Source organism: Halarcobacter anaerophilus, from assembly GCF_006459125.1.
GTDB classification, from domain to species: Bacteria; Campylobacterota; Campylobacteria; order Campylobacterales; family Arcobacteraceae; genus Halarcobacter; species Halarcobacter anaerophilus.
Window position 1 is genome coordinate 2,956,768 of sequence record NZ_CP041070.1, and the last position, 25,365, is coordinate 2,982,132.

The 25,365-nt window shown below is 32.1% G+C and carries 22 protein-coding genes; 14 read left to right on the plus strand and 8 right to left on the minus strand.

Annotated features, from left to right (window positions below):
- Positions 1 to 4: 4 nt before the first annotated feature.
- The 3 genes from dksA to AANAER_RS14620 form a co-directional block, all read right to left on the minus strand.
- A complete protein-coding gene (gene dksA, locus AANAER_RS14610) occupies positions 5 to 367 on the minus strand; it encodes an RNA polymerase-binding protein DksA (RefSeq protein ID WP_044419313.1) in 363 nt (120 codons plus the stop codon).
- A 186-nt stretch (positions 368 to 553) separates the two neighbouring features.
- A complete protein-coding gene (locus AANAER_RS14615; protein WP_044419312.1) occupies positions 554 to 931 on the minus strand; it encodes a hypothetical protein in 378 nt (125 codons plus the stop codon).
- Between the two features lie 144 nt (positions 932 to 1,075).
- Positions 1,076 to 2,305, minus strand: coding sequence for a BaiN/RdsA family NAD(P)/FAD-dependent oxidoreductase (locus AANAER_RS14620; RefSeq protein ID WP_044419311.1), 1,230 nt, complete (start codon positions 2,303 to 2,305; stop codon positions 1,076 to 1,078).
- 84 nt (positions 2,306 to 2,389) lie between these two features.
- Between AANAER_RS14620 and AANAER_RS14625 the strand changes: the two genes are divergently transcribed.
- Both AANAER_RS14625 and AANAER_RS14630 read left to right on the plus strand, forming a co-directional pair.
- Positions 2,390 to 3,394: an ATP-binding protein gene (locus AANAER_RS14625; RefSeq protein WP_044419521.1), complete on the plus strand. Its 1,005-nt coding sequence runs from the start codon at positions 2,390 to 2,392 to the stop codon at positions 3,392 to 3,394.
- Positions 3,395 to 3,396: 2 nt separating this feature from the next.
- Positions 3,397 to 4,548 (plus strand): vWA domain-containing protein, encoded by a 1,152-nt coding sequence (locus AANAER_RS14630; protein ID WP_228135665.1) that lies wholly within the window; start codon positions 3,397 to 3,399, stop codon positions 4,546 to 4,548.
- On the opposite strand, the gene nhaD is transcribed toward AANAER_RS14630, so the two are convergent.
- Genes nhaD through AANAER_RS14645 form a run of 3 tightly spaced genes read right to left on the minus strand, consistent with a single transcriptional unit; the run spans position 4,545 to position 7,507 of the window.
- On the minus strand, positions 4,545 to 5,909 hold the full coding sequence (gene nhaD, locus AANAER_RS14635; protein WP_407646610.1) for a sodium:proton antiporter NhaD: 1,365 nt from the start codon (positions 5,907 to 5,909) through the stop codon (positions 4,545 to 4,547). The genes AANAER_RS14630 and nhaD overlap by 4 nt on opposite strands.
- Before the next feature lie 14 nt (positions 5,910 to 5,923).
- Positions 5,924 to 7,075: a multidrug effflux MFS transporter gene (locus AANAER_RS14640; RefSeq protein ID WP_084593316.1), complete on the minus strand. Its 1,152-nt coding sequence runs from the start codon at positions 7,073 to 7,075 to the stop codon at positions 5,924 to 5,926.
- Positions 7,076 to 7,507, minus strand: coding sequence for a MarR family winged helix-turn-helix transcriptional regulator (locus tag AANAER_RS14645; RefSeq protein ID WP_044419309.1), 432 nt, complete (start codon positions 7,505 to 7,507; stop codon positions 7,076 to 7,078).
- Between the two features lie 250 nt (positions 7,508 to 7,757).
- Between AANAER_RS14645 and AANAER_RS14650 the strand changes: the two genes are divergently transcribed.
- From AANAER_RS14650 to AANAER_RS14695, 10 genes are all read left to right on the plus strand, one after another.
- Entirely contained in the window at positions 7,758 to 9,026 is a 1,269-nt protein-coding gene (locus tag AANAER_RS14650; protein ID WP_129082846.1) for an O-acetylhomoserine aminocarboxypropyltransferase/cysteine synthase family protein, read from the plus strand.
- Between the two features lie 8 nt (positions 9,027 to 9,034).
- Positions 9,035 to 9,448, plus strand: a complete 414-nt coding sequence (locus tag AANAER_RS14655; RefSeq protein WP_044419307.1) for an RrF2 family transcriptional regulator — start codon at positions 9,035 to 9,037, stop codon at positions 9,446 to 9,448.
- Positions 9,449 to 9,463: 15 nt separating this feature from the next.
- A complete protein-coding gene (cysK, locus tag AANAER_RS14660; RefSeq protein WP_129082845.1) occupies positions 9,464 to 10,390 on the plus strand; it encodes a cysteine synthase A in 927 nt (308 codons plus the stop codon).
- A gap of 40 nt (positions 10,391 to 10,430) precedes the next feature.
- Positions 10,431 to 10,655, plus strand: a complete 225-nt coding sequence (locus AANAER_RS14665) for a DUF2061 domain-containing protein (RefSeq protein WP_044419305.1) — start codon at positions 10,431 to 10,433, stop codon at positions 10,653 to 10,655.
- Between the two features lie 13 nt (positions 10,656 to 10,668).
- Positions 10,669 to 11,364, plus strand: coding sequence for a phosphoadenylyl-sulfate reductase (locus tag AANAER_RS14670; RefSeq protein ID WP_129082844.1), 696 nt, complete (start codon positions 10,669 to 10,671; stop codon positions 11,362 to 11,364).
- A gap of 113 nt (positions 11,365 to 11,477) precedes the next feature.
- Positions 11,478 to 12,389, plus strand: coding sequence for a sulfate adenylyltransferase subunit CysD (gene cysD / locus AANAER_RS14675; RefSeq protein ID WP_179951805.1), 912 nt, complete (start codon positions 11,478 to 11,480; stop codon positions 12,387 to 12,389).
- A gap of 1 nt (position 12,390) precedes the next feature.
- Positions 12,391 to 13,803 (plus strand): sulfate adenylyltransferase subunit CysN, encoded by a 1,413-nt coding sequence (gene cysN / locus AANAER_RS14680; RefSeq protein ID WP_129082843.1) that lies wholly within the window; start codon positions 12,391 to 12,393, stop codon positions 13,801 to 13,803.
- A 3-nt stretch (positions 13,804 to 13,806) separates the two neighbouring features.
- Positions 13,807 to 15,363: a nitrite/sulfite reductase gene (locus AANAER_RS14685; protein ID WP_129082842.1), complete on the plus strand. Its 1,557-nt coding sequence runs from the start codon at positions 13,807 to 13,809 to the stop codon at positions 15,361 to 15,363.
- 75 nt (positions 15,364 to 15,438) lie between these two features.
- Complete coding sequence (locus tag AANAER_RS14690) at positions 15,439 to 16,740, plus strand: aminotransferase class V-fold PLP-dependent enzyme (protein WP_129082841.1); 1,302 nt, start codon at positions 15,439 to 15,441, stop codon at positions 16,738 to 16,740.
- Positions 16,741 to 16,810: 70 nt separating this feature from the next.
- Positions 16,811 to 17,920: a metallophosphoesterase gene (locus AANAER_RS14695; RefSeq protein WP_129082840.1), complete on the plus strand. Its 1,110-nt coding sequence runs from the start codon at positions 16,811 to 16,813 to the stop codon at positions 17,918 to 17,920.
- On the opposite strand, the gene AANAER_RS14700 is transcribed toward AANAER_RS14695, so the two are convergent.
- A complete protein-coding gene (locus tag AANAER_RS14700; RefSeq protein WP_129082839.1) occupies positions 17,917 to 18,555 on the minus strand; it encodes a Crp/Fnr family transcriptional regulator in 639 nt (212 codons plus the stop codon). The two genes, AANAER_RS14695 and AANAER_RS14700, sit on opposite strands and share 4 nt — an antisense overlap.
- Positions 18,556 to 18,730: 175 nt before the next feature.
- The gene (locus AANAER_RS14705; RefSeq protein WP_044419301.1) at positions 18,731 to 19,144 is read right to left on the minus strand and encodes an Hsp20/alpha crystallin family protein; all 414 of its coding nucleotides are present in this window, start codon (positions 19,142 to 19,144) and stop codon (positions 18,731 to 18,733) included.
- 362 nt (positions 19,145 to 19,506) lie between these two features.
- Between AANAER_RS14705 and AANAER_RS14710 the strand changes: the two genes are divergently transcribed.
- Positions 19,507 to 22,872: a transglutaminase family protein gene (locus AANAER_RS14710; RefSeq protein ID WP_129082838.1), complete on the plus strand. Its 3,366-nt coding sequence runs from the start codon at positions 19,507 to 19,509 to the stop codon at positions 22,870 to 22,872.
- Positions 22,873 to 25,362, plus strand: coding sequence for a circularly permuted type 2 ATP-grasp protein (locus tag AANAER_RS14715; RefSeq protein WP_129082837.1), 2,490 nt, complete (start codon positions 22,873 to 22,875; stop codon positions 25,360 to 25,362).
- The last annotated feature ends 3 nt before the right edge of the window (positions 25,363 to 25,365 follow it).

The following is a 25,365-nucleotide window of genomic DNA, read 5'->3' on the forward strand; positions in this document are numbered from 1 at the left end:
ATTTTTACTTCTTATCTATATAACTTCTGCAATCTATGCAATATTTTGCATAAGGTTTAACTCTTAATCTTTTCATCCCGATTTCAGAATCACACATTTCACAAAGTCCGGTGTATGTACCTTTTTCGATTTTTGACAAAGCATGGTCTATAAGCGCTAACTCTTCAACTTGCTGTTTCTTAATATGAATATCATTGTTATAGTCTCTGCTAGCTGCTGCAAAGTCACCGTCATCATTTAAGTCCATATTACTTAAATCGTTATGAGAATCAGATATTGTATTCAATGTAGATTCTATATTTTTTTTACTTTCCAATAATAAATTGTGAATCTCTTCAACTTGTTTTTGATTTAACTCTCTAGGCATAATCTTTTCCTGAATTTTTTTGGATGAAATATTAGCATACCGCAACTTAGTCGCGTTTTAATTTTGAGATTTTTTCTTAATTTTATGTTAGAAATTCTTAAAAATAATGATTTTTATCTGGATTAATTATTATATAAATACTCTAAAGAGGTAAAATAAAACCTCTTTAGAATGATTGTTTAAACTTTATGCTATATTCTGATGATAAAGTTTATCTTTTATAAATAATCCTAAACTATAAAGTAGTATTGCACTTGCAACTAAAAAGAGAATACCCTCTACACTATATACCATTCCTATAGAAGCCCCTGTTAATAAACTTACTGCCGTAAAAATGCCGTAAAGAGCAAACAGGCCTATAAGTCCTATATTAATAGCCTTTTGTGCAATTGATAACTCAACTCTTTTTTTATAATGAGTTGCAAAAAACCCTATAGCTAAACTAATTAATAAAAAGATTACTCCACCTAATAGCATATTATTTGAACTCAAAATACTTTGAACAGCTTGATATCCTAAAGTACCAAGAAAAAGTATCAAAGTAAGATATACACCATTTCTCATGACTTATCCTTTCATTTAATTTAGAATTCTATTTATTCTCTTAAGTAATTTTAATACCAATTATTAAAATTATAAATAAGCCCTGACTTTATACAGAAGAATTAAGTTTAGATTTAGTTTGACAAAAATTTCTACTTAGAAAATCTATTTTTGAGAAAGTGCTTTACCCGCCAAAAATCCGCTTGCCCAAGCAAATTGAAGATTATATCCTCCGCGATTTCCTACAATATCCAGAATCTCTCCTGCAAAATACAAGCCTTCACATTTTTTACTTTCAAAAGTTTTATTATCTACTTCTTCTGTTCTAATACCCCCGCCGCTGGCTTCTGCATGTTTAAACCCTTGAGTATCGGTAATTTTAAATCTCCAGTTTATAAGGGTATTTAAAATTGCTCTAATTTGTTTGGCATTTATATCTTCTGCTTTACTTTGTTTATCTATTTTACAGATTTCAAATATTACAGGAGCTAGTTTATTTGAGATTATTCCCGTTAAAAGCTGCATTGCATTTTGTTTGGGCAGAGTTTTAAAAAGAGATTCAACCATTCCTAAAACCTCATTTCTACTAAAGTTTGGAAAAAGATTTATTGCTATTTGTACATTTTGATATAAACTTAAAGGATATGCAGCATATTGAGAGATATCAAGAATTGCAAAGCCCGATACTCCGTATTTTGTAAAAAGCAGATCTCCTTTTATCTCTTTTTCTTTCTGCCCGTCTATAAAAAGTGTTACCAAAGACTCTTTTTTAACTCCTTGGATTTTGCTTTTTTGTTCAAAATCGGTGTGAAGTCCGACTAAAGAAGGGTAAGTCGGATTAAAAGTATGCCCCAAAACAGAGCCTAAAGTTAATCCCTCTTCTGTAGCATTTAATTGAGGTGCAGCTTTTAGCCCTGAGCTTATTAAAACTTTATCATACTGCTTAAACTCTCTATTTTCTGCTTTTAAATTAAACTTTTTATTCTCTTTTTCTATTCCTGTTATTTTTGTTTCCAAAATCAGATTTATATGCAAATCTTCCAAAGAGTTTTGAAGCAGATTTACAACTGATTTTGCTTCATTTGACAAAGGATAAACTTTACCGTCTTTTTTTATATCAAGCAGCAAACCTATACTTTTGCAAAATTTTTTAAAAGAGTTAAAATCAAACTGTTTTAAAGCAAATTCTGTGAAATTTGGATCTTCTCCGATATAATTTTCAACCTTACAATCTATATTTGAGATATTACATCTTCCGTTTCCGCTTGCAAGAATTTTTTTACCTATTGCATTGTTTATGTCAAAAAGATCTATTTTTAAAGAGTTATTCTCTCTTTTTGCTATTATACTTGCAATTATTCCGGCAGCTCCGGCTCCAATTATCGCTATTTTCATTTCACCTCATTTTTTATAAAAGTGAATTTTAGCCAATTTGGTATGCTTTTTGCAAATAAAAAACAAATCAAAAAAAGGCTAATAATGAATCCTCAAAGCGCAAAAAGAGCAATAGATCATCTAACAAAAAGAAAAGTTCCAATCTTTTTATGGGGACCTCCGGGTATTGGAAAATCCTCTATTGTTTCGCAAATAGCAAAAGAACAAGGTATTGAGTGTATAGATTTAAGACTCTCGCTTTTAGATCCAACCGATTTAAGAGGAATCCCTTTTTTTAATCAAGATGATAACAGTGCCGTTTGGGCTCCAGCTTCTTTTCTTCCTGACGGTTCAAAGAAAAAAGGAATTCTTTTTTTAGATGAGTTAAATACGGCAGCTCCCATGGTTCAAGCCTCGGCTTATCAGCTTATTTTAGATAGAAAAATAGGAGAATATACCCTGCCCGAAGATTGGGCAATTGTTGCAGCAGGAAATAGAGAGAGTGACAGAGGTGTAGTTTTTCGTATGGCTTCTCCTTTGGCAAACAGATTTGTTCACTTAGAGATGGAACCAAATGTAGAGGACTGGAAAATTTGGGCTAAAAGTGCAAATATTGAGACCTCTATAATAGCTTTTATCTCATATAGACCCGATGCTCTGTTTGCTTTTAATACAAATGATGATAACAAATCTTTTGCCACCCCTAGAACTTGGGAATATGTTGATGAAATCTTAAAATCAAAACCTGATGAAGATTTACTTCTAACCATGATTAGCGGAGCCATAGGTGAAGAGCTGGCAGCTTCATTCTTAGGCTTTAAAGAGGTTGAAAGCAAACTGCCGAATATGGATGAAATTTTAAGAGGTTCAGTAAAACAAGAAGTACCGCAGGAGACTTCAGCTTTACATATTTTATGTACTTCGCTTACAATGCGAGTCGATGATGAAAGTTCAAGCGAAACGTTAGATAATCTATTAAAATATACTCTGAATCTTCCCGGAGAGTTCGCCGTTATGATAGTTCAGGATTTAAGAGAAAGAGAGATTAGTCTTGATTATCTAAAGAGTTGGCCTTTATGGATTAAAAACTTCAATTCTCTTTTACACTGATTATGATTGATGCAAACAGACTTTTAATAAAAGCAAAAAGCCAACTAACTTCAAAACATCCATATTTTGGGATGTTGGCTTCAAGGCTTAGACATGAAGAGGATAAAGATATCAGCTTCTATGCAAGTAACGGAAAAAGGTTTAAATATAACCCTGAGTTTATACAAAACTGTTCAAAAGATGAACTTATTTTTATTCTTACTAACTGCGTTATGCACCATATTTTATCCCATCAGCAAAGAAAGTTAAACAGAAAAGGAAATCTTTGGCAGCTTGCAACGGATTTTGCAATAAACTCTATGCTTAAAAAAAATGGACTGAAAATTCCCAAAGGTGCAAACTATAATAAAGAGTTTAAAAATATGTATGCAGAAGAGATTTATAAAGTTTTGTTAGAACAAAACAATTTTGAAGGAACAAACGCTTTTGATGATAAAACTGATAAATCAAACAACACTTTAGTTGATACTAAAGAGGAAACAAGAGAATCAATCTTTGCAAATATTGATAATATCCAAGAGATAGATGATGAAAAAGATGAAGAGCAATGGGAGTATGCGGCAACTTTGGCAAAAGAAGTAGCTCAAAGAAAATCTTTAATGCCAAGCGGTTTTGAGAGATTTGCAAAAAAAATGAAAGCAAAAAATATTGATTGGAGATTTGAACTTTATAATGCGATAAATCGCCATATGAGAAACAATTATGCTTTTATGCCCCCAAATAAAAAACATATCTACAGAGGAATTGCTCTTCCGAGTTTGGCAAGTGATACATTAAGTCTTGTTGTGGCAATCGATACTTCAGGAAGTATAAAAGATGAACTTTTAGGAGCATTCATAGAAGAGTTTAAATCTATTATGCAGAACTTTCCTTCTGTTGCAATAGAGCTTATAATTGCCGATGCAAAAGTTCAAGGTCACTACTCTTTTCAAGGAGGAGATGAATTAAAGTTTTCACTAAAAGGAGGTGGAGGGACTGATTACAGACCTGTATTTGAGTATATAGAAGCAAATCTTCCTATGAGTTCTATGCTTCTGTATTTTACGGACGGAGAAGGAATTTTTCCTAAAATTCCTCCTCCTTACGAAGTTTTATGGGCTTTGTCAAATAAAAAAAACAAAATCCCTTTTGGACGCTCTTTGGTTATATTTTAATTGAGTCCTAAAACCTCAAATTGAAAATACCAAATAGCTATTGATACACAATAACCAAGTAAAATCGTCCAAGCATATTTCATATGAGAACTAAAAGTATAAATTCCTTTTAGTTTTCCCATTACTCCAACACCTGCGGCACTACCAAAAGAGATTAAAGAACCTCCGATACCTGCTGTTAGAGTTACTAACATCCAGTTTGAAAGATCCATATCCGGATTTGCTTTTAAAATTGCAGACATAACAGGAACGTTATCTACAACAGCGGATAAAAATCCAACAGCTATATTAGACATTGTAGGTCCTAAATGCTGCGGTTCGTAAACTATTGAAGCAAGTGTTAGCCAACCTACAAAATATAAAGCCCCAACGGCAGCTAGGATACCGAAGAAAAACATTAAAGTATTGTTTTCTATTTTTGCCATTGAAGCAAAAACATTAAAGTGATCTTTACCGAACTTTTTACTAAGTTTAAATGAATGCACTTTAAGAAGTACGAGCCCAAACATCATACCCCACATTGCAGGGAAATCTAAAACTTGATGAGATAAAACGGCACAAGCAATTGTAACAACACCTAAAACTATTACTTCTTTTGCTCCCTCTTTCATTTTTGGTTTTAACTCTTTTTTAGCATCAAATTCAGGTTTGCTTCTTGGAACAAATCTTGATAATAAAAAGGCTGTTACAAGATACCCTAAAATTGAAGAAGGGAAAAGAAATAGGAAATCAACAAAATGTCCTTTTCCTGCTGTCCAAGCCATAAGTGTAGTAATATCTCCAAAAGGTGACCAAGCCCCGCCTGCATTTGCTGCAACAACAATATTTATTGCCCCCGGAACTAAAAACTCTTTTTTATTTTTATCAATTGTGATTAAAACTGTTGATAAAATAAGAGCCGTAGTTAAGTTATCTGCAATAGGTGAGATAAAAAATGCCAGAAATCCCGTTGCCCAGAAAAGTTTTCTATAAGTATAACCTTTTGAAATAAGACTATATTTTAAACTGTCGAAAACTCCCATATCAATTAAGGATTCAATATAAGTCATAGCAACAAAAAGGAAAAAGAAAATTTCTGCAATTTCTAAGATAACTCTTTCCGCTTCATTGTGTACCAAATGAATATCTAAATCATTCAAACCGTAATAAACGGCAATCATTAAAAAAGTAAAAATACCTATAAAAAGTGCAGGTACTGATTTGTCAATATGATATTTCTCTTCATTTGCAATAAAATAATACCCTACAACGAATATTAACAAGGTAGCCAGACCAACCCAAGAAGTAGTTAAATCCGGATTCTCAAACTCATTGGCAAAACAGGCAGTGCCTAGTAATCCCAAAAAAGATAAAATTTTGATCATAAATTCTCCTATTATTTATAAGTTCTTATAATTAAAAAAGCAATTATTGAAATAAGTGTTATACTAACTCCTATTGCTAAAAAAGAGTTAGAGTGAAAAACAAGTGCAATTGAAGATATAATTGCCCCTAAACCAAACTGTAAAACTCCCACTACTCCCGAAGCTACTCCCGCATTTTGGGAGAAGTGTTCAAGAGCAAGTGCCATACAGTTACCGAAAACAAAAGCCATCATACTCATGTAAGTTGCCATTAAAATCATTATTATCGTTAATGAAGGCTCATTATAATTTATTATCCATACAACTCCTGTAATAATTTGAATAAGAAGACTATACTTAACCAAATCGATTGGATTAAATTTTTTTAAAAACTCTATATTTACTTTTATCATTCCTATTAAAATTATAAAATTAAATCCAAAAAACAAAGGAAAATAATCAGTCGAGATTTTAAAATATTCTATATATATAAAAGAGGATTTTGCAATAAAAATAAAGAACCCCGAAAAGCCCAAAGCCAAAGTTAACATAGCTTTCATTGCCGTTTTATGGGTTAATACCATTTTATATGATTGATAAATACTCTGCTTTACGTAAGTATAACTCTCATCTAAATCTTTATATATTAAAAATGCCGTAAACAAAGCATATAAAGTAAGATATAAAAATACAGCCTGCCATGAAAAAAAGTGTATTATTAAAGAGCCTATTGCAGGAGCTATAAGAGGAGCAATACTTCTAATAGTTCCAATCAAAGAGAATACTTTGGCTGCTTCCGTTCCGTGAAATTTGTCCCTTACTACTGCCATTGCATTTACGACTACAATTCCGCCGAAGATTGCTTCAAAAAATCTATATAACCACAACTCATAAATAGTTGAACTAAAAATCATTATAAAACTAAAAAAAGCAAAACCCATAAGTCCGAAAAGTGAGCTTTTTCTTCTTCCTATTCTGTCTGAAATGGGACCGCCGAATATTTGTCCTATTGAAAATCCAATTAAAAATATAGATAAAGTTAATTCAATTTTTTCAATAGTTACATTAAAATCACTTGCTATTTCGGGAATTGAGGGTATGTAAGTATCTGTTGCAATGGGTGCAACCGAAGAGAGAATCGATAATAATACTATAAGATAAATATGATTTACTGCTTTTTTCATCTACTCTTCTTTTAATGAACTTAAAAGCTTGTTTAAGAGTTTAAAGAGTTGTTCTTCTTCCTCTTTAGAGAGTTTAGAAGACAAACTCTCTCTAAAAGATTTTACGGTATAAGAACTCTTTTCTAAAACTTCTTCTCCCAAAGCTGTTAATTTTATCAAATTTGTTCTTTTATCCAGGCTTTTTTCATCTCTTTTTATATAACCTTTTGATTCTAAAGCTCTAAGAGTTCTACTTATTGTTGTTTTATCTTTTGCCAAAACTTTTGCTATTTTTGTCTGATTTACGCTTTTTCTGTTTTTTATAAATTCTAAAGTGATTCTTTGTTCGATTGCAATATCAAAGGGTTGTAAAACTTGATTAAAAGAACTATTTAATAAATTTGCTGTTTGATTTACTTTAAATAAAATTGATTTATCTAACTCTGCTCTCATTCATTCCCTTTATTGTATATACAACTATTGCATACACAACCTTATTTTTTCATAAATATTTTATACTAAAAAGTCGATTTTTCATATTTTTTACCCTACAAAACTAATCTAAAGTATTTTACTATAGATTATATATAGCCCTTATAATAAGGCTTTTTATAAAATATTATTAAACTACTTGACATTATAAGAAAATTAGTATACAATTTCACTCAATTAGATATATGAAATTAATCAAAAGGAAAAATTTATGCAAAAAGAGACTATTGCAGTACATGGAGGATATAACAATAAAGAGGGATGGGGGACAATGAATGTTCCTATTGCTCAAACTACTGCATTTGCATTTAGAGATGCTGAACATGCTGCAAATCTATTTGCTCTAAAAGAGTTGGGGTCTATTTATTCAAGATTAACAAACCCGACAACAGATATTTTAGAACAAAGATTTGCCCAATTAGAAGGCGGTGCCGGAGCACTTTGCGTAGCAAGCGGTCAAGCGGCAATTTTTTATGCGATTGCAAATGTGGCTCAAGCAGGAGATAATGTCTTAATTTCCGATAAACTTTACGGCGGAGCAGTTACACTTTTAACTCACTCTTTAAAAAGATTTGGAATAAGTGCAAAAATATTTAAAAGCGAAGATGCTTCTAATTTGGAGGAGCAAATTGATGAAAATACAAAAGCAATCTTTTTTGAATCTTTATCAAATCCGCAAATAGCTGTAGCAGATGTGGAAAAAATTGTAGAGATTGCAAAAAGAAACGGTGTTTTAACAATTTGTGACAATACAGTTGCAAGTGCTTGGCTTTTTAATCCTATTAAATGGGGAGTTGATATTGTTGTTCACTCAACTTCAAAATATACAAACGGTCAAGGAAGTGCAATCGGGGGAGTTATTATAGAAAGAGACGGCTTGGCTGATTTTTTCAAACAAAACAGCAAAAGATACCCTCATTTTAATGAACCTGATGAGTCATACCACGGTCTGGTTTATACGGAAGTTCCTCTTCCAAACTTTACTTTAAGAGCAAGACTTGCTTTATTAAGAGATTTTGGAGCAGCACAATCTCCACATAATTCATGGTTACTCTTGCAAACAATCGAGACATTGGATATTAGAATGGATAAACATTCAAACTCTGCTTTAGAAGTTGCTAAATTTTTAGAAACACACCCTAAAGTAAAATCGGTAAATTATCCGGGATTAGAATCAAGTGTTTACCATGAAAAAGCACAAAAATATTTCAAAGACGGAAAAGCTTCAGGGTTAATCTCTTTTGAAGTAGAAGATTTTGATGCAGCAAAAAAAGTTATTGACAGTGCAAAACTGTTTAGTGTAGTCGTAAATATAGGAGACAGTAAGTCTTTAATAGTACACCCTGCTTCTACAACCCATTCTCAAATGAATGAAAAAGAGTTAAAAGAAGCAGGAATAAATCCTACAACAATCAGACTCTCAATAGGTTTGGAAAATCCTATTGATTTGGTTGAGGATTTAAAACAAGCTTTAGAATAAGGAGTAAAATGCCGTTAATTTCCACAAAAGGTGCATACGGTTTAACAGCCATGTATGAGTTAAGTAAGCATAAAGAGGATACTCCTTTACAAATAAAAGAGATATCTTCAAATGCAAATATTCCTCAAAACTACCTAGAACAGCTTCTAAGTAAACTTAGACGTGCAGGTTTGGTAGAGAGTATTAGAGGAGCAAAAGGCGGATATATCTTAGCTAGAAAACCTGAAGAGATCATAGTAAAAGATATATTAATTGCCCTGGAAGGGGATTTGAAAATCTTAGACAAAAGGACAGATAACCCTGTTTTAAATATGTTCTTTCTAGAGGCAAAAGAGAATATGAAAAAATTATTTGAGATAAGTCTTGCTCAGTTAAACGAGTATCAAGACAAATACAACCAAGTATTACATTATAATATATAAATTAAAGGAGATATGATGAAATTTGCACAAAACGTTACAGAGTTAATAGGAAATACACCCTTAGTTAGATTACAAAAAGCAAGCGAGAAAACAAACGCTACAATTTTGGGGAAATGTGAATTTATGAACCCGACACATTCTGTAAAAGACAGAATCGGAACAAATATGATAAAAACTGCACTTGAAAAAGGTTTAATCAATGAAGATACTACAATTATTGAACCTACAAGCGGGAATACCGGAATTGCATTAGCTTCTGTTTGTGCGGGACTTGGAATAAAACTTGTTCTTACAATGCCAAGTTCAATGAGTATCGAAAGAAGAAAACTTCTTAAAGCTTTTGGGGCACAACTTGTATTAACTGAACCTGAAAAAGGGATGAAAGGAGCTATTGATAAAGCTAATGAATTAGCTGAAGATACACCGAACTCTTTTATACCTCAGCAGTTTGCAAATGAAGCAAATCCCGATATTCACAGAAAAACAACTGCAAAAGAGATTTTAAAAGATACAGACGGAAAAGTTGATATTTTTATTGCAGCTGTGGGAACAGGTGGGTCACTTACAGGAACAGGTGAAATTTTAAAAGAGCAAAATCCTAATATTGAGATTATAGCTGTAGAACCTGATGCTTCTCCTGTTTTAAGCGGAGGAAAACCTGGACCTCATAAAATTCAAGGTATTGGTGCGGGATTTGTTCCTGATGTTTTAAATACAAAACTTTACAATGAAGTAATAACAGTAAAAAATGAAGATGCAATAAAAACATCTAAAGAGTTGGCAAGAAATGAAGGTTTATTAGTAGGTATTAGTGCAGGAGCTAACGTTTATGCAGCAGAACTTGTTGCTTCAAGACCTGAAAATAAAGGTAAAACAATAGTTACTCTACTTTGCGATACAGGAGAGAGATATCTAAGTTCAGGATTATTTGACGATGAGTAAAAAACTCATCCTCTTATAATCTTTATTAAAAAGAGGAAATATGGCAGAAAAGGCTTACAGATCTGTAGTCAAAACTGTCTCATGGCGAACTGTCGGAACTCTTGATACTATGATAATCTCCTATTTTATTACCGGTAATTTAACAATGGCTGCCTCAATAGGTTCAATAGAAGTATTCACGAAAATGGTACTTTACTATCTGCATGAAAGAGCTTGGAACAAAGTTCCTTTAGGCAAAGTAAAAGAGCCTGATTACCAAATTTAAAAAGATGATATGCATGGAAATTAAGAAATTAAACGAAAAGTTTGCCAATAAAAAGGCAGATGAGATTTTAGAATACTTTTTAAAAGAGTATGGAAGAGAAGCTGCAATATCAAGCAGTTTAGGTGCAGAAGATCAAGTATTGACGGATATAGCTTTGAAAATTGACAAAAAAGCAAATATCTTTACCCTTGATACGGGAAGATTACATCCTCAAACCTATGATGTAATGGATGCAACAAATTTAAAATACGGAATAAAAATAAAGATTTTTTTCCCAAAAAACGAAGAGATAGAAAAACTCTATCAAACACAAGGTGTAAACGGACACTTTGAAAGTATTGAAAATAGAAAAAGATGTTGTAACATAAGAAAGATGGAACCTCTTAAAAGAGCTTTAAAGCCTTTGAAAGTCTGGATTACGGGACTAAGAGCAGCTCAGAGTGTTACAAGAGCCGATATGCCGATTATTGAGTGGGATGAAAACTTTGAAGTTATAAAAGTAAATCCTCTTATAAATTGGAGTGAAGATGATGTTTGGAACTATATAAAAACAAACAATGTTCCATATAACAAACTTCATGATGAAGGATACCCAAGCATTGGATGTGCCCCTTGTACAAGAGCTATTAAAAAAGGCGAAGATATAAGAGCAGGAAGATGGTGGTGGGAAAACCCCAAACATAAGGAGTGTGGACTACACGTAAAATAGAAAAATTACTGATGAAATCAAACTTTTAATTTGAAGGATTCAATTTAAAAAAATAGAAGAAGTCAAACTTTTAATTTGAAATATTCTAAAAAAATAAATTAATGGAATGATAAATGATTACTACAGAAAGATTAACGCATTTAAAACAGCTTGAAGCTGAATCTATACATATATTAAGAGAGGTAGTTGCTGAGTTTGACAACCCGGCTATGCTTTACTCGGTAGGAAAAGACTCTGCGGTGATGTTGCACCTTGCAGTAAAAGCTTTTCACCCCGCAAAACTTCCATTTCCCCTACTTCATGTGGATACAACCTGGAAATTCAAAGAGATGATTGAGTTTAGAGACCAAAGGGCAAAAGAGCTAGGTTTTGAACTTCTTGTTCATATAAACGAAGAGGGAGTAAAACAAGGAATCGGTCCTTTTACACACGGTAGTGCAGTTCACACAGATGTTATGAAAACCCAAGGACTAAAACAAGCTTTAAACAAATACAAATTTGATGCAGTTTTTGGAGGAGCTAGAAGGGATGAAGAGAAGAGTCGTGCAAAAGAGAGAATCTACTCATTTAGAGATGAGAAGCATAGATGGGACCCTAAAAATCAAAGACCTGAACTTTGGAATATCTATAACTCTAAAATAAAAAAAGGTGAATCAATTAGAGTATTCCCTTTATCAAACTGGACGGAGCTTGATATTTGGCAATATATCTATTTGGAGCAGATACCTATTGTTCCTCTATACTTTGCAAAACAAAGACCCGTTGTAGTAAGAGACGGAGTAAAAATTCTTGTTGATGATGACAGATTGCCGCTAAATGAGGGAGAGACTCCTTCTTTAGAGTGGGTTAGATTTAGAACCCTAGGATGTTATCCTTTAACGGGAGCAGTAGAAAGTCAAGCGCAAAGTTTAACAGATATTATTCAAGAGATGCTTTTAACAAAAACAAGTGAAAGACAAGGAAGAGTAATAGACAACGACAGTGCAGGTTCAATGGAGAAAAAGAAGATAGAGGGGTATTTTTAAGATGTCACACAAAAGCGATAAAATAGCACAAAATATAGAAGAGTATTTAAAAGAGCACGAGAATAAACAACTTTTGAGATTTATTACTTGTGGAAGTGTGGATGACGGTAAATCAACACTTATAGGAAGATTGTTGCATGATTCGAAAATGATTTTTGAAGATCAATTAGCGGCAATAAAAAACGACTCTAAAAAAAGCGGTACCACAGACAATGAGTTTGATTTGGCTCTTCTTGTTGACGGACTGCAAAGTGAGAGAGAACAAGGTATCACTATTGATGTGGCATATAGATATTTTTCAACGGATAAAAGAAAATTTATCATAGCAGATACTCCGGGACACGAGCAATATACAAGAAATATGGCAACGGGAGCATCAACCGCAGATTTAGCAATTATCTTAATAGATGCGAGATACGGGGTGCAAACCCAAACTAGAAGACACTCTTTTATTACAAAATTATTAGGGATAAAACACCTAATAATAGCCGTAAATAAGATGGATTTATTGGATTTTAGCGAAGAGAGATTTGAAAAGATAAAAAAAGATTATCTAAATTTTGCAAAAGAGATTGGATTAACACAAGATATAACTTTAATTCCGATTTCTGCACTAAACGGGGACAATGTAGTAAACAGAAGTGAACAATCACCTTGGTTTAAAGGTGATACTTTGATGAATACTTTGGAAAATATCGAGATTTCAAGCGACAGGGATTTGGAACACTTTAGAATGCCTGTTCAATATGTAAATAGACCGAATCTTGATTTTAGAGGATTTTGCGGAACCGTTTCAAGCGGAGTTATTAAAAAAGGTGATTCAATTACCGTTTTACCCTCAGGTAAAAGTTCAACCGTAAAAGAGATAATAACCTATGACGGGAATTTAGAGTATGCCTATGCACAACAGGCAATAACACTTACTCTAAATGATGAGATTGATATTAGTCGTGGGGATATTTTGGTAAAAACAGAGGAACAACCTGATATAAGCGATACTTTTGATGTAAATATTGTTTGGATGAGCGAAGAACCTTTGGAAAAAGAGAAATCATATTTTATAAAAAGAGCTTCAACTTTTACAACAGGAACAGTTGATTCTTTTTATTATAAAAGAGATGTAAATACTTTAGAAAAAGAACAAACAAACAGTTTGCAGTTAAATGAAATAGCAAAAGCAAAACTCAGTTTAAATCAAAGTATTGCTTATGAAGCTTATGAAAAAAACAAAGCAATGGGCTCTTTTATTATAATTGACAGAATTACCAATAATACAGTTGGAGCTGGAATGATTCTTCAAAAAAGTGAAAAAAAGCTTAAAGAAGAGAAGCCTTACAGTGAATTTGAGATTGAATTAAATGCTCTGATTAGAAAACATTTCCCACATTGGGAAGCAAAAGATATTTTAGGATAAGTTATGGCAAAAGAGAGTAAAGCACAAAGAGTTGAAAGAATTAAAAAAGAGAAAGACGGTCTTGATGTACTTCAAGACATCTACCTTTATGCCATAACAGGTGAAAATGTAGATCCTGAAGATATTGACAGATTAAAATGGTACGGACTTTATACCCAAAACAGAAATCTGCAAAATGAAGATGATCCGACTTTATACTTTATGTTAAGAGTAAAGCTGGTTGCAGGACAATTAAGTTTAGGACAGTTAAAAGTAATTGCCCATATTTCGGAAAAATATGCAAGAGGAACGGCTGATTTTACGACAAGACAGGATTTGCAGTTTCATTATATAAGAATCGTAGATTTACCGGAGATTTTTAGATTACTTGATTCTGTAAAATTACATACTATTTTTGCAGCGGGAGATGTTCCTAGAAATGTTGTTTCTTGTCCCATAAACGGAATAGACCATAATGAAATTGCAGATGTAAGAGATCTTGTAGAAAAAATAAATGAAGAGTTAAAAGGAAACAGAGCCTTTTCAAATCTTCCAAGAAAATTTAAAATAGGTGTCAACGGTTGTTCTAAAAACTGTATTCACCATGAAATGCAAGATCTAAGTTTTAACGCGGTAAAACAAAAAAACGGAAGAGTTCACTTTGCAGTAAGTGTAGGAGGAGGTTTAGCCTCAAATAGAAGAATTGCCGATCATATAGGATATGTTTCTCCTTCTCAAGTGATTCCTTTAACAAAAGCCGTAATAAAAATATATAGAGACAACGGAAACAGAGAGAATAGAAGAAAAGCAAGACTTGGACATATTATAGAAGAATGGGGAATTGAAAAATTCAGAGAAACGCTACAAGATTCATTAAGTTTTAAAATAAAAGAACCAAATGAGATAGAGTATACCCATTCTAGATATAGAGAACATTTTGGAATAAATAAAAGTAAACAAAAAGATAAAAGTTTTATCGGTTGTGCTTTAAATTCAGGGCATATAGGAATAGATGGATTAAATAAGCTAATAAAACTGTTTGAAAAATATAAAGCAGATAATCTAAAAGCAACTGTTACGCAAAATATTATAATAACAGATGTTCCTGCAAAAAATGCGGAAGCTATGGCAAAAGAGTTGGAAGATGTCGGAATTTCTCCTTTTCCTTCCAATTTTAAAGCAAGAATTCAAGCTTGTACGGGACTAAATTTTTGTAAATTTGCAATTAGTGAAACTAAAGGTGTAGCAAAAGAGCTTGTTGATTATTTAGAAGAGAGTTTTCCTGATTTTGAAGAGAGAGTCGCAATTTCGGTAAACGGTTGCCCTAACTCTTGTGCCCATCCGCATATTTCGGATATCGGACTTATAGGAACAAAAGTAAAAAAAGATGGAAAACCTGTTGTAGGATTTGAGATGTTTGTAGCAGGATTTTTACATGGAAAAGATTCACAGTACGCAAAAAAAACGGGAATAAAATTTGCCGTAGAAGATACGAAACAGAGTATTAAAAATCTGATTCTAGAGTATCAAAGCTCCAACTTCGAAACTTTTAGAGACTACCTGCTTTCAAAAGCTTCATAAAAAAAGAAGTAGATTCCTCTCTTCTTCTTTTATATATTAATAAAACATATAATAAAAATAAGCTAAAATTATGCCATGAAAAAAGATATCTATAAACCCTTCTTTGACAAGAATACAAATACATTAGATTTTATCAGATATAACACTATAGGCAAAAATAAAAAAGAGTATTTTGATTATACTGCTTCAGGGCTTGCTTTCAGACAAGTAGAAAACAGAATAAGAGATGTTCTTGAAACTTACGGCAATACCCACTCAAAAGAGTCCTCAAATGCCGATATTACAAGTCAATACTATGAAGAAGCAATTAACTCTTTAAAAAAAAGTTTGGCAGTTGATGAAAGTTTTGCGATTATACCGACAGGATGCGGTTCAACGGCTGCAATAAAAAAATTCCAGGAACTTTTAGGGGTTTATATCCCGCCTGCAACAAAAAAAAGGTATAAAATTTCAATACCTAAAGAGAAACTGCCTTTAGTTATTGTAGGACCTTATGAACATCACTCAAATGAAATAAGTTATAGAGAAGCTTTATGTGAAGTAAAAAGAGTAGGTCTTACAAAAGACGGCTTAATAGATTTAGAAGAGTTAGAAAATATTTTAAAACAGAATTTTCACAGAGAGATTATAGGAAGTTTTTGCATTGCTTCAAATGTTACGGGAATCATTACTTGCTATAAAGATATCTCTGCTCTTTTAAGAAAATATAAGGCTACTGTATGTTTTGACAGCGCAGCTAGTTCTCCATATATGAATGTTGATTGTAACTATTATGATGCTCTGTTTTTATCTCCTCACAAACTTCTTGGAGGTCCTGGAAGCTGCGGTTTACTTATAATAAAAAAAGAGTTAGTAGATACCTCTTTATCTCCTACTTTTGCGGGAGGAGGAACAGTCTCTTACGTAAATTCTAAAATACAAGAGTATGAAAAAGATATAAGTATTAGAGAAACAGCGGGAACTCCGGGGATACTTCAATTTATAAAAAGCGCTTTAGCTTACCAGCTTAGAAATGAAATAGGTTTTGAATTTATACAAAAACAAAAAGAGATGCTTTTATCTTACCTTTTAAAAGAGCTTGAAAAAATTCCCAATATCACCATATATGGAAATAAAATTTCTAAAAATATAGGAATAATCTCTTTTAATATAAAAGATATAAACCCTTATGAGATATGCCGTAAGTTATCTTCAAAAGCAAATATTCAAACAAGAGCGGGCTGCTCTTGTGCAGGTCCTTACGGACATGATTTATTAGGCTTTACTTCCAAAGAACAGATTCAACAAAAACCGGGCTGGCTTAGAATTTCCGTTCATTATTCACAAACAATTGAAGATATCGACAATCTAATTAATTCTTTAAAAGAGTCTATTTAAAGCATTTTTGCCATATAAATAAACTAAAAATATTAATTTTCGGTTAAATATCAAAGGGTATAATCTTCCCATGAGATTTTTAATATTTGCAACAATATTTTTAACTGTTATGACTCTTTTAACTCTTTATATATCAAGAAGATTCATAAAAAAACTGCACTTTTCAAAAAAAATACAGTTTTTTATTAATCTTTTTTTAGTAGTCAACCTTTTAGGCGTGCTTGGATATATGCTTGCAAGATATAATCCGGCAATTCCAAACTGGGCATACTTTTTACTTTCTATTCCAATAGGTCTGATTTTTCTTCTTTTTATTGCAACTTTATTTTATGAAATTTTCTCTTTACTTATAAATAAAACACCTATGAATGACAAAAGAAGAGGCTTCTTTAAAAAATCTCTTGATATAACGGCTCTCTCTTTGGCAACGGCTGTAAATGCAAAAGCAATGTACAATGCAAAAACGGTTGAATTAGAAAAAGTAGATATAAAAATAAAAAATCTAAAAAAGCCTTATAAAATAGTGCAATTAAGTGATATTCATATAGGTGGACTTATCGATAAAAAATTTATATCTTCAATCGTAAAAAGAGTTAATAATCTAAATCCCGATATTGTCGTAATAACAGGTGATTTAGTAGATACAAATATAAAATATGCAAAAAAAGCCTTAGATGAATTAAAAAATATTAAATCAAAATACGGAAACTATTTTATAGTAGGAAACCATGAATATTTTCACGGTGTTAAATCAATAATTGATTATGTAAATACTTTAGGTTTCAAAACATTAGAGAATGAAAATATCTATATAGGAGAAGAGGAAAAAGGTTTTTATCTTGCGGGAGTTTATGATATTATGGGATATAGAGTAGATGATTTCAAACCCGATATTAAAAAAGCTTTGAAAAATACGCAGGATTTTCCTCTTATTCTTCTTGCCCATCAACCAAAGTTTATTGAAGAGGTTAAAACTGCAGATTTAGTTTTAAGCGGGCATACTCACGGGGGACAAATTTTTCCTTTTAACTATTTAGTAAAACTTCAGCAACCTTATATAAAAGGTTTGCATAAACACAATGAAAAAACCCAAATATATGTAAATAAAGGAACGGGATTTTGGGGACCGCCTATGAGATTAGGAGCAAGCAGTGAGATTACTTTGATAAATCTCTCTTAAATAAACTCTTGAAGTAACTTTTCATGATTTACGATTTTGATATTTCGCTTCTCTTTTTTAATAATACCTTTTTTTACCAAAGCTGAAATTTTTCTAGAAAGAGTCTCTTCTCTTATATTTAAAATCTCCGCTATTTTCAGCTGTTTTATAGAATCCAAACTCTTTTCATTGTCATAAATAAATTTTGCAACTTTTGCCGCTACATCGACACTTACACTGCTGTTTATAAATTTTTCCAAATAAATGATTTTTTGACTGAGCGATTTGATAAAAAGCATTGCAATCTCTTTTTTATATAAGAACTCCTCTTTAAACTTCTCATAATCTATAAATATAACTTCCCCTTCCGTTTCAAAAGCGCAATTTGCAGGAAAAGGTATCTCTTCGTAATTTGCTATTTCTGCAATAAAAGAGATAGCATTTATATGATGTATTACTATTTCATTATCTTTAAAATCATGTTTATAGACTTTTACCACCCCTTTTGATAGAAGATGTAGATACTTAGATTTTTCATCTTTATAAAAAAGGATATCGCCTTTTGAAAATTTTTTTGAAAAAGATATCTCTTTTAATTTCTTTAACTCTTTATCATTTAAAGAAGAGAAGAAGTAATAATCCTTCAAATCATTCATAATCCGACCCTTTTGACTAATCTATTTCCAAAATAAAAAATTTTAACTAAGAAAATAAATTTTTATCGCTAATTGATTTAAAAGGGTACTCTTTTTTTTGTTAAAGTAAAATTATTAATTTTTGTGAGTTTACAGTTAAGACTATTGCATAGAGGAGTTTGAACTCCTCTATAAATTATTTTATCGATATACTTTTTTTAGTTTTTGTTTCTTCGATTTTTGGAATAATAACTTCCAAAACACCGTCTTCACTTCTAGCTTCAATATTTTCAATATCAACATTTTCAGGAATCGTAAAGCTTCTTGAGAATTTTCCAAAAGAGGTCTCAATCTTATAATAATCTTCTTCTTTTACTTCATCTTTTGTTTTTCTCTCTCCTGCAATTGTTAATACATTTTTATCAACATCAACAGAGATATCCTCTTTTTTTACTCCGGGTAAATCAACATCAATATGATAGGCACTTTCACCTTCTCTTGTATTTACCACAGGAACAAAACCGTTTACCCCCTCATTTGTAGGGTAATTATAGAAACTTTTTTCCATCTCTTTTAATTGTTTAAAGGGATCAAATTTTGTCAATAGCATTTCATTCTCCTTAAATCTATATTCTTGACCTATTACCCAATCAAGTGACGAAATTATACCATTTATTTTTAGCACTTGTCAATATAAAGTGCTATTATTAAAATATTTTTTATTTTTTTTATTTTTAAATCCTATTTTTAGGTATTTATAAGTAGAGTTTATTTTAGCACTATTTATATATAAGTGCTAAAAAGTAGATATTTTTAGATTTTATATATAATATTATTACTGATTTAATACACGTTAATAGCTTTTCTGAATTTTTTAATTATTTAAAAGTCATAAAATATATAATATTTTAACCAAATAGATTTAATATTTTTGTATAATCATTAAAATAATTAGACTATCAGGAATCAAAAATGGCTTTAAAAGTTGTAATCTCACATAAAACTGAATATATCTATGATAGAAATGTATCAATGTCTCCTCATATAATAAGACTTAGACCTGCTCCTCACAGCAGAACACCCATTGAAGCTTACTCTCTTAAAATCAAGCCTGAAAACCATTTTATAAATTGGCAGCAAGACCCTTTCGGAAATTATCAAGCAAGAGTAGTTTTTCCCGAAAAGACAAAAGAGTTTAGCGTAGACGTAGAGATTATTGCAGATATGATTACAATAAATCCTTTTGATTTTTTTGTCGAAGATGGTGCAAAAAACTACCCTTTTAGTTATAAAAAAGATTTAAAAAAAGAGTTGTCTCCTTATTTGGAAATAGAAGAGAACAGCAAAGAGCTAGAGGATTTTGTTAAAACAATTGATAAAAGCAAAAAACCTATAATCGACTTTTTAGTAGAAGTAAATCAAAAAATCAACGATACTTTAAACTATACCGTAAGATTAGAAGTGGGAGTTCAAACTCCAAAAGAGACTTTAGAGAAAAAACTTGGAAGCTGTAGAGATTTTGCCTGGCTCTTTGTACAAGTTTTAAGACACCTTGGACTTGCCAGCCGTTTCGTATCGGGATATTTGGTTCAATTAACAGCAGATGTAAAATCTTTAGACGGTCCAAGCGGTCCAAAAGAAGATTTTACGGACTTACATGCCTGGACGGAAGTTTATATCCCGGGAGCAGGTTGGGTTGGACTAGATAGTACAAGCGGACTTTTTGCAGGAGAAGGGCATATCCCTCTTGCCTGCACGCCTCATTATAACAGTGCCCATGCTATTGAGGGGATGATGGATACTTGTAAAACAGAGTTTCATTATGAAAACAAAGTTACCAGAATTTTTGAATCTCCAAGAGTTACAAAACCTTATAAAGAGTCTCAATGGGAAGAGATTTACAATTTAGGTTTTAAAGTCGATGAAGATTTGGAAGCAACGGATGTAAGACTTACTATGGGAGGAGAACCTACTTTTGTATCTATTGATGATATGGAATCAGATCAATGGAATACCAAAGCCGACGGTGAACATAAAAGAGAACTTGCAAACAACCTTTCAAGAAGAATTCTATGCTCAACTACAAACGGCGGACTCTTACATTATGCCCAAGGGAAATGGTATCCGGGAGAACCCCTTCCTAGATGGCAAACAACTATTTATTGGCGTAAAGATAAAAAACCTGTTTGGACAAATCCTGAACTTCTTGCTGATATGAATAAAAATTATCCTTATACAACAGCCGATGCAAAAAAGTTTCTCTCAACACTAGCTTTGGTTTTAGGAGTAAGCGATAAAAATATAATTCCTGCTTTTGAAGATCCTGTTTATTATATTATGAAAGAGTTTGAACTTCCTCTTGATATCGACCCTATGAAATATGATTTAAAAGATCCTTTAGAAAGACGAACAATAGCCCAAAAACTTCAACAAGGATTAAACAGTGAAGTAGGTTACGTTCTTCCCGTGAATTTCGGAAGGACAAAATGGATTACTTCAAAATGGGAGTTTAGAAGAGGAAATCTATTCTTAAGTGCAGGTAACTCTCCTCTTGGACTTAGACTGCCTTTGGACTCCTTAATCGTAAAACCTCAAATTGAGCTTGAAAAAAGTTTTGAGCCTGATCTGTTTGCTTCATATCCCGCCTTAGGAGATTATATTGAAGAAGTTGAAAAAAGAGCTAAAAATATAGACTCTAAAACAAAAGAACAAAATAGTAGCAATACTTTTGTAAGAACCGCCATTTCTGTAGAAATAAGAGATAAAAAGCTTTGTATTTTTCTTCCTCCAATAGAAGAGACGGAGGCTTTTTTAGATATGATAGCTTCTATTGAACAAGCAGCAAAAATATTGGATATGGCAGTTATAATTGAAGGGTATGAACCTCCCCAAGATAATAGAACCGATAGAATAAAAGTAACTCCCGATCCAGGAGTCATAGAGGTTAATATCCAACCTGCATCCTCTTGGAAAGAGTTAAGTGATAACTTACTCAAACTTTATGAAGATGCAAGAATTTGCAGACTAGGAACCGAAAAATTTATGATAGACGGGCGACATACGGGAACAGGCGGAGGTAACCACGTTACAATAGGTGCGGCAACACCTAGTGATTCCCCTATTCTTAGAAATCCAAACCTGCTTAGAAGTCTTATCACTTTTTGGCAGCACCATCCGGGACTTTCATATCTGTTTAGCGGAGCCTTTATAGGACCTACAAGTCAAGCTCCAAGAGTAGATGAAGGAAGATTGGAAAATCTATATGAACTTGAAATTGCTTTTTCACAAATTCCTGAAAACGGTGATGTTCCTTTTTGGTTAACAGACAGACTCTTTAGGCATATGCTAACGGATATCACAGGAAATACCCATAGAAGTGAATTTTGTATAGATAAGCTTTATTCTCCCGACAGCAGTTCAGGAAGACTTGGAATTTTGGAACTTAGAGCTTTTGATATGCCGCCGCACTCCCAAATGGCTCTTTTACAAATGTTACTTGTACGTGCTTTGGTTGCTTGCTTTTGGAGAAATCCTTATAAACATAAACTTGTACGATGGGGAACTAGGCTGCATGATAAATTTTTGCTTGAATATTATGTAAAAGAGGACCTTAAAGAGGTTGTACAATATTTAAACGACAACGGTTATAATTTTAAAATTGATTGGTTTGATCCCTTCTTTGAGTTTAGATTTCCTCTATACGGAATGAGTGTTATCGAAAATATGCCTGTTGAAATAAGAGCGGCAATTGAACCTTGGAATGTTTTGGGTGAAGAGTCAAGTTCCCAAGGAACAGCCAGATACGTAGACTCATCCGTTGAAAGACTGCAAATAAAGATTGAAAATTTTAACGAAGAGAGATATACTTTAGCTTGCAACGGTATTCAAATTCCTTTAAGCAGAACAAATATACAAGGAGAGTTTGTAAGCGGTGTTAGATATAAAGCATGGCAGCCTTGGTCGGCACTGCATCCTACAATAGGAGTCGATACTCCATTAACTTTTGATATTGTCGATAAATGGAATAATAGATCAATAGGAGGATTTAACTATTTTGTTTCCCATCCTGGAGGAAGAAGTTATGATACTTTCCCTGTTAATTCTTACGAAGCGGAATCAAGAAGAATAAACAGATATTGGGATTTTAATCATTCACAAGGAGAAATTGTGGATTTTGATCCGATTGTTTTATCTTCAAAAAATGCAATTTTTGCAAATGGAGCTAAAAGAGCCCTTGTAGATAAAAAAGGACTGGAAAAATTCTATTTTCATAAGATGCCTAAAAACAAAGAGTTCCCTCATATTTTAGACTTAAGACAAAGGTGGACAAAAAACTAAATGGATATTTTTGACAGTTGTAAGTTAGATTCTTCATTTAATGAAATGTTTGATGAAAAGAACAATGTAAAAGAGCATTGGATAGATATTAAAACTGCAATAGAAAATGCAAATATTGAAAAACTTGAACAAAAACAGACTGAAATAGATTGGAGATTAGAAGATAACGGGGTTACTTATAATGTGTATAATGATCCCACAGGAAGTAACAGAAGATGGAATTTAGATCCCATTCCTTTTGTTTTAAAAGAGCAAGAGTGGGAAGATGTAAGCAAAGGTTTACAACAAAGAGCGAAACTTTTGAACCTGATTTTCAAAGATTTATATACCGAACAAAGATTGATAAAAGAGGGGATTATCCCTGCTGAAATTATATTTGCCCATAAAAGTTTTTTACCTGAAGTTTTCAACTTTGAAAACAGTGAATACTATACTATGAAATTTTATGCAGCTGATATAAGCAGAGGTCCTGACGGAAAATTCTGGGTTATCAATGATAGAACTCAATCGCCTTCAGGATTAGGTTATGCAATAGAAAATCGTCTTACAATGAACTCTATTTTATCTGATCTCTATCCTGATATAAAGATTAAAAAAATTGCAAGTTTTATTGAAAATTATAAAAATATGCTTTCAACTCTTTCAAATAAAAACGAAGATTCTTTAATTGTCCTTTTAACCCCGGGACCTCACAATGAGACCTATTTTGAACATTCATATTTAAGTTCTTTTTTAAACCTTACATTAGTTCAAGGTGAAGATTTACTTACAAAAAACAATCAGCTTTGGCTAAAAACATTAAGCGGATTAAAAAAAGTCGATACTATGATTAGAAGAGTAGATTCTAAGTTCTGCGATCCTTTGGAACTTCAAAACAGTTCTAAACTAGGAGTTGCGGGTTTAACAAATGTATTAAGAAATGACAACTTATCTATGATAAATCCAATCGGTATCGGAATTTTGGAAAATGTAGGCTTAAACCCTTTTATGAAGAATATTGCAAAATTTTTTCTAAATGAAGATTTAATTTTGCCCCAAATCGCAACTTGGTGGTGCGGACAAAAAAAAGAGCTTGATTTTGTTATTTCAAATATAGATAATCTTCTTATAAAAAAAATAGACAGAACAGAAAAAATTGAAGTCTATTTCGGAAACCAGCTAAACAATGAAGAGAAAAACAGCTTGATAGAGAAAATTATTGCAGCTCCTATTTATTATGTAGGACAAGAGATAATTGATTTTTCAACCGTTCCTTCATATGTAGGAAATAAGATAGAGCCAAGAAACGCAGTTATCCGCTCTTTTGCTTATAAAGAAGATGACAATTATAAAATTATGCCAAGCGGTTTAGTAAGAGTTTCAAATCAAAAAGACTCCCTTGTAGTATCAAATCAAAGAGGAGGTACAAGCAAAGATTTATGGATTTTAGGAGAAGATGAAGAGAATAAAATCAGCAGAATCACAAGAAGCAGAAACTTTTTGGATACAAGATTGGAAAATATTTCGACAAAAAGAGCAGAAAATCTTTTCTGGCTGGGAAGATATTTAAACAGAGCAATTATTACAACAAGAATGTTAAGATTCAATCTAAAAAGTATGTTGAATCTAAACAGATATGAAGATAGAAATTTATCGAAAAAAAGTACGGATATATTAAATATCTGTTTAACCCATCTTACTATGACCTACCCCGGATTTTTAGAAGAAGAAAAAGAGATAAAACCTTTTAATGAAGTAATATCTCTTATTCAAGACAACTCTAGAGTAGGAAGTTTATCTTTTACTTTATCAATGCTTAGCAATATAAATGCAAATATTAAAAATCTTCTTACCATTGATGCGTGGAGAGTTTATGATAAAATGCAAAAAGGATGGTACGACTACAACAGAAGGAAAGTTCTTTCAAATAGAGAACATATAGATGCCTTGGATAAACTTTTGATTTATCTAATAGCCTACAAAGAACTTATTGACGAAAGTATTTCAGATGACCAAGGTTTGATTCTTTATGATATCGGTTGTAAATTAGAGACCTCTTTACTTCTTATTTCAAAAATGAGATCACTTCTTACTACAAAACTTCAAAGTCATCTTGAATATGATATTTTAGACTCTATGCTAAACTCTTATGAGAGTTATAATGCTTACAGAGCCTATTATAAATCAACCTTAAAAATGGAAAATATACTTGAACTTTTACTTTTTACTCCCAAATATCCCAAATCTTTAATTCACATAATAGATGAATTGTTAAAGAGTTTAAAAGAGTTGCCCAATACCTCTTCATCTCCTTATTTAGACTCTTTCGAAGAGCCCGTTTTTAAAGTATTTTCTATGTTGAAATTAACAAATGCAAAAAAACTGTTAAAAACAGAAGAGAAAGAGTTTGTATATTTGGAACTAGACAAGTTTTTATCCAAAATTTCCGATTTGTTGGCTCAAACTTCAGAAGAGTTGACAAAAACATATTTTTCACACTATAACGAGTAATAA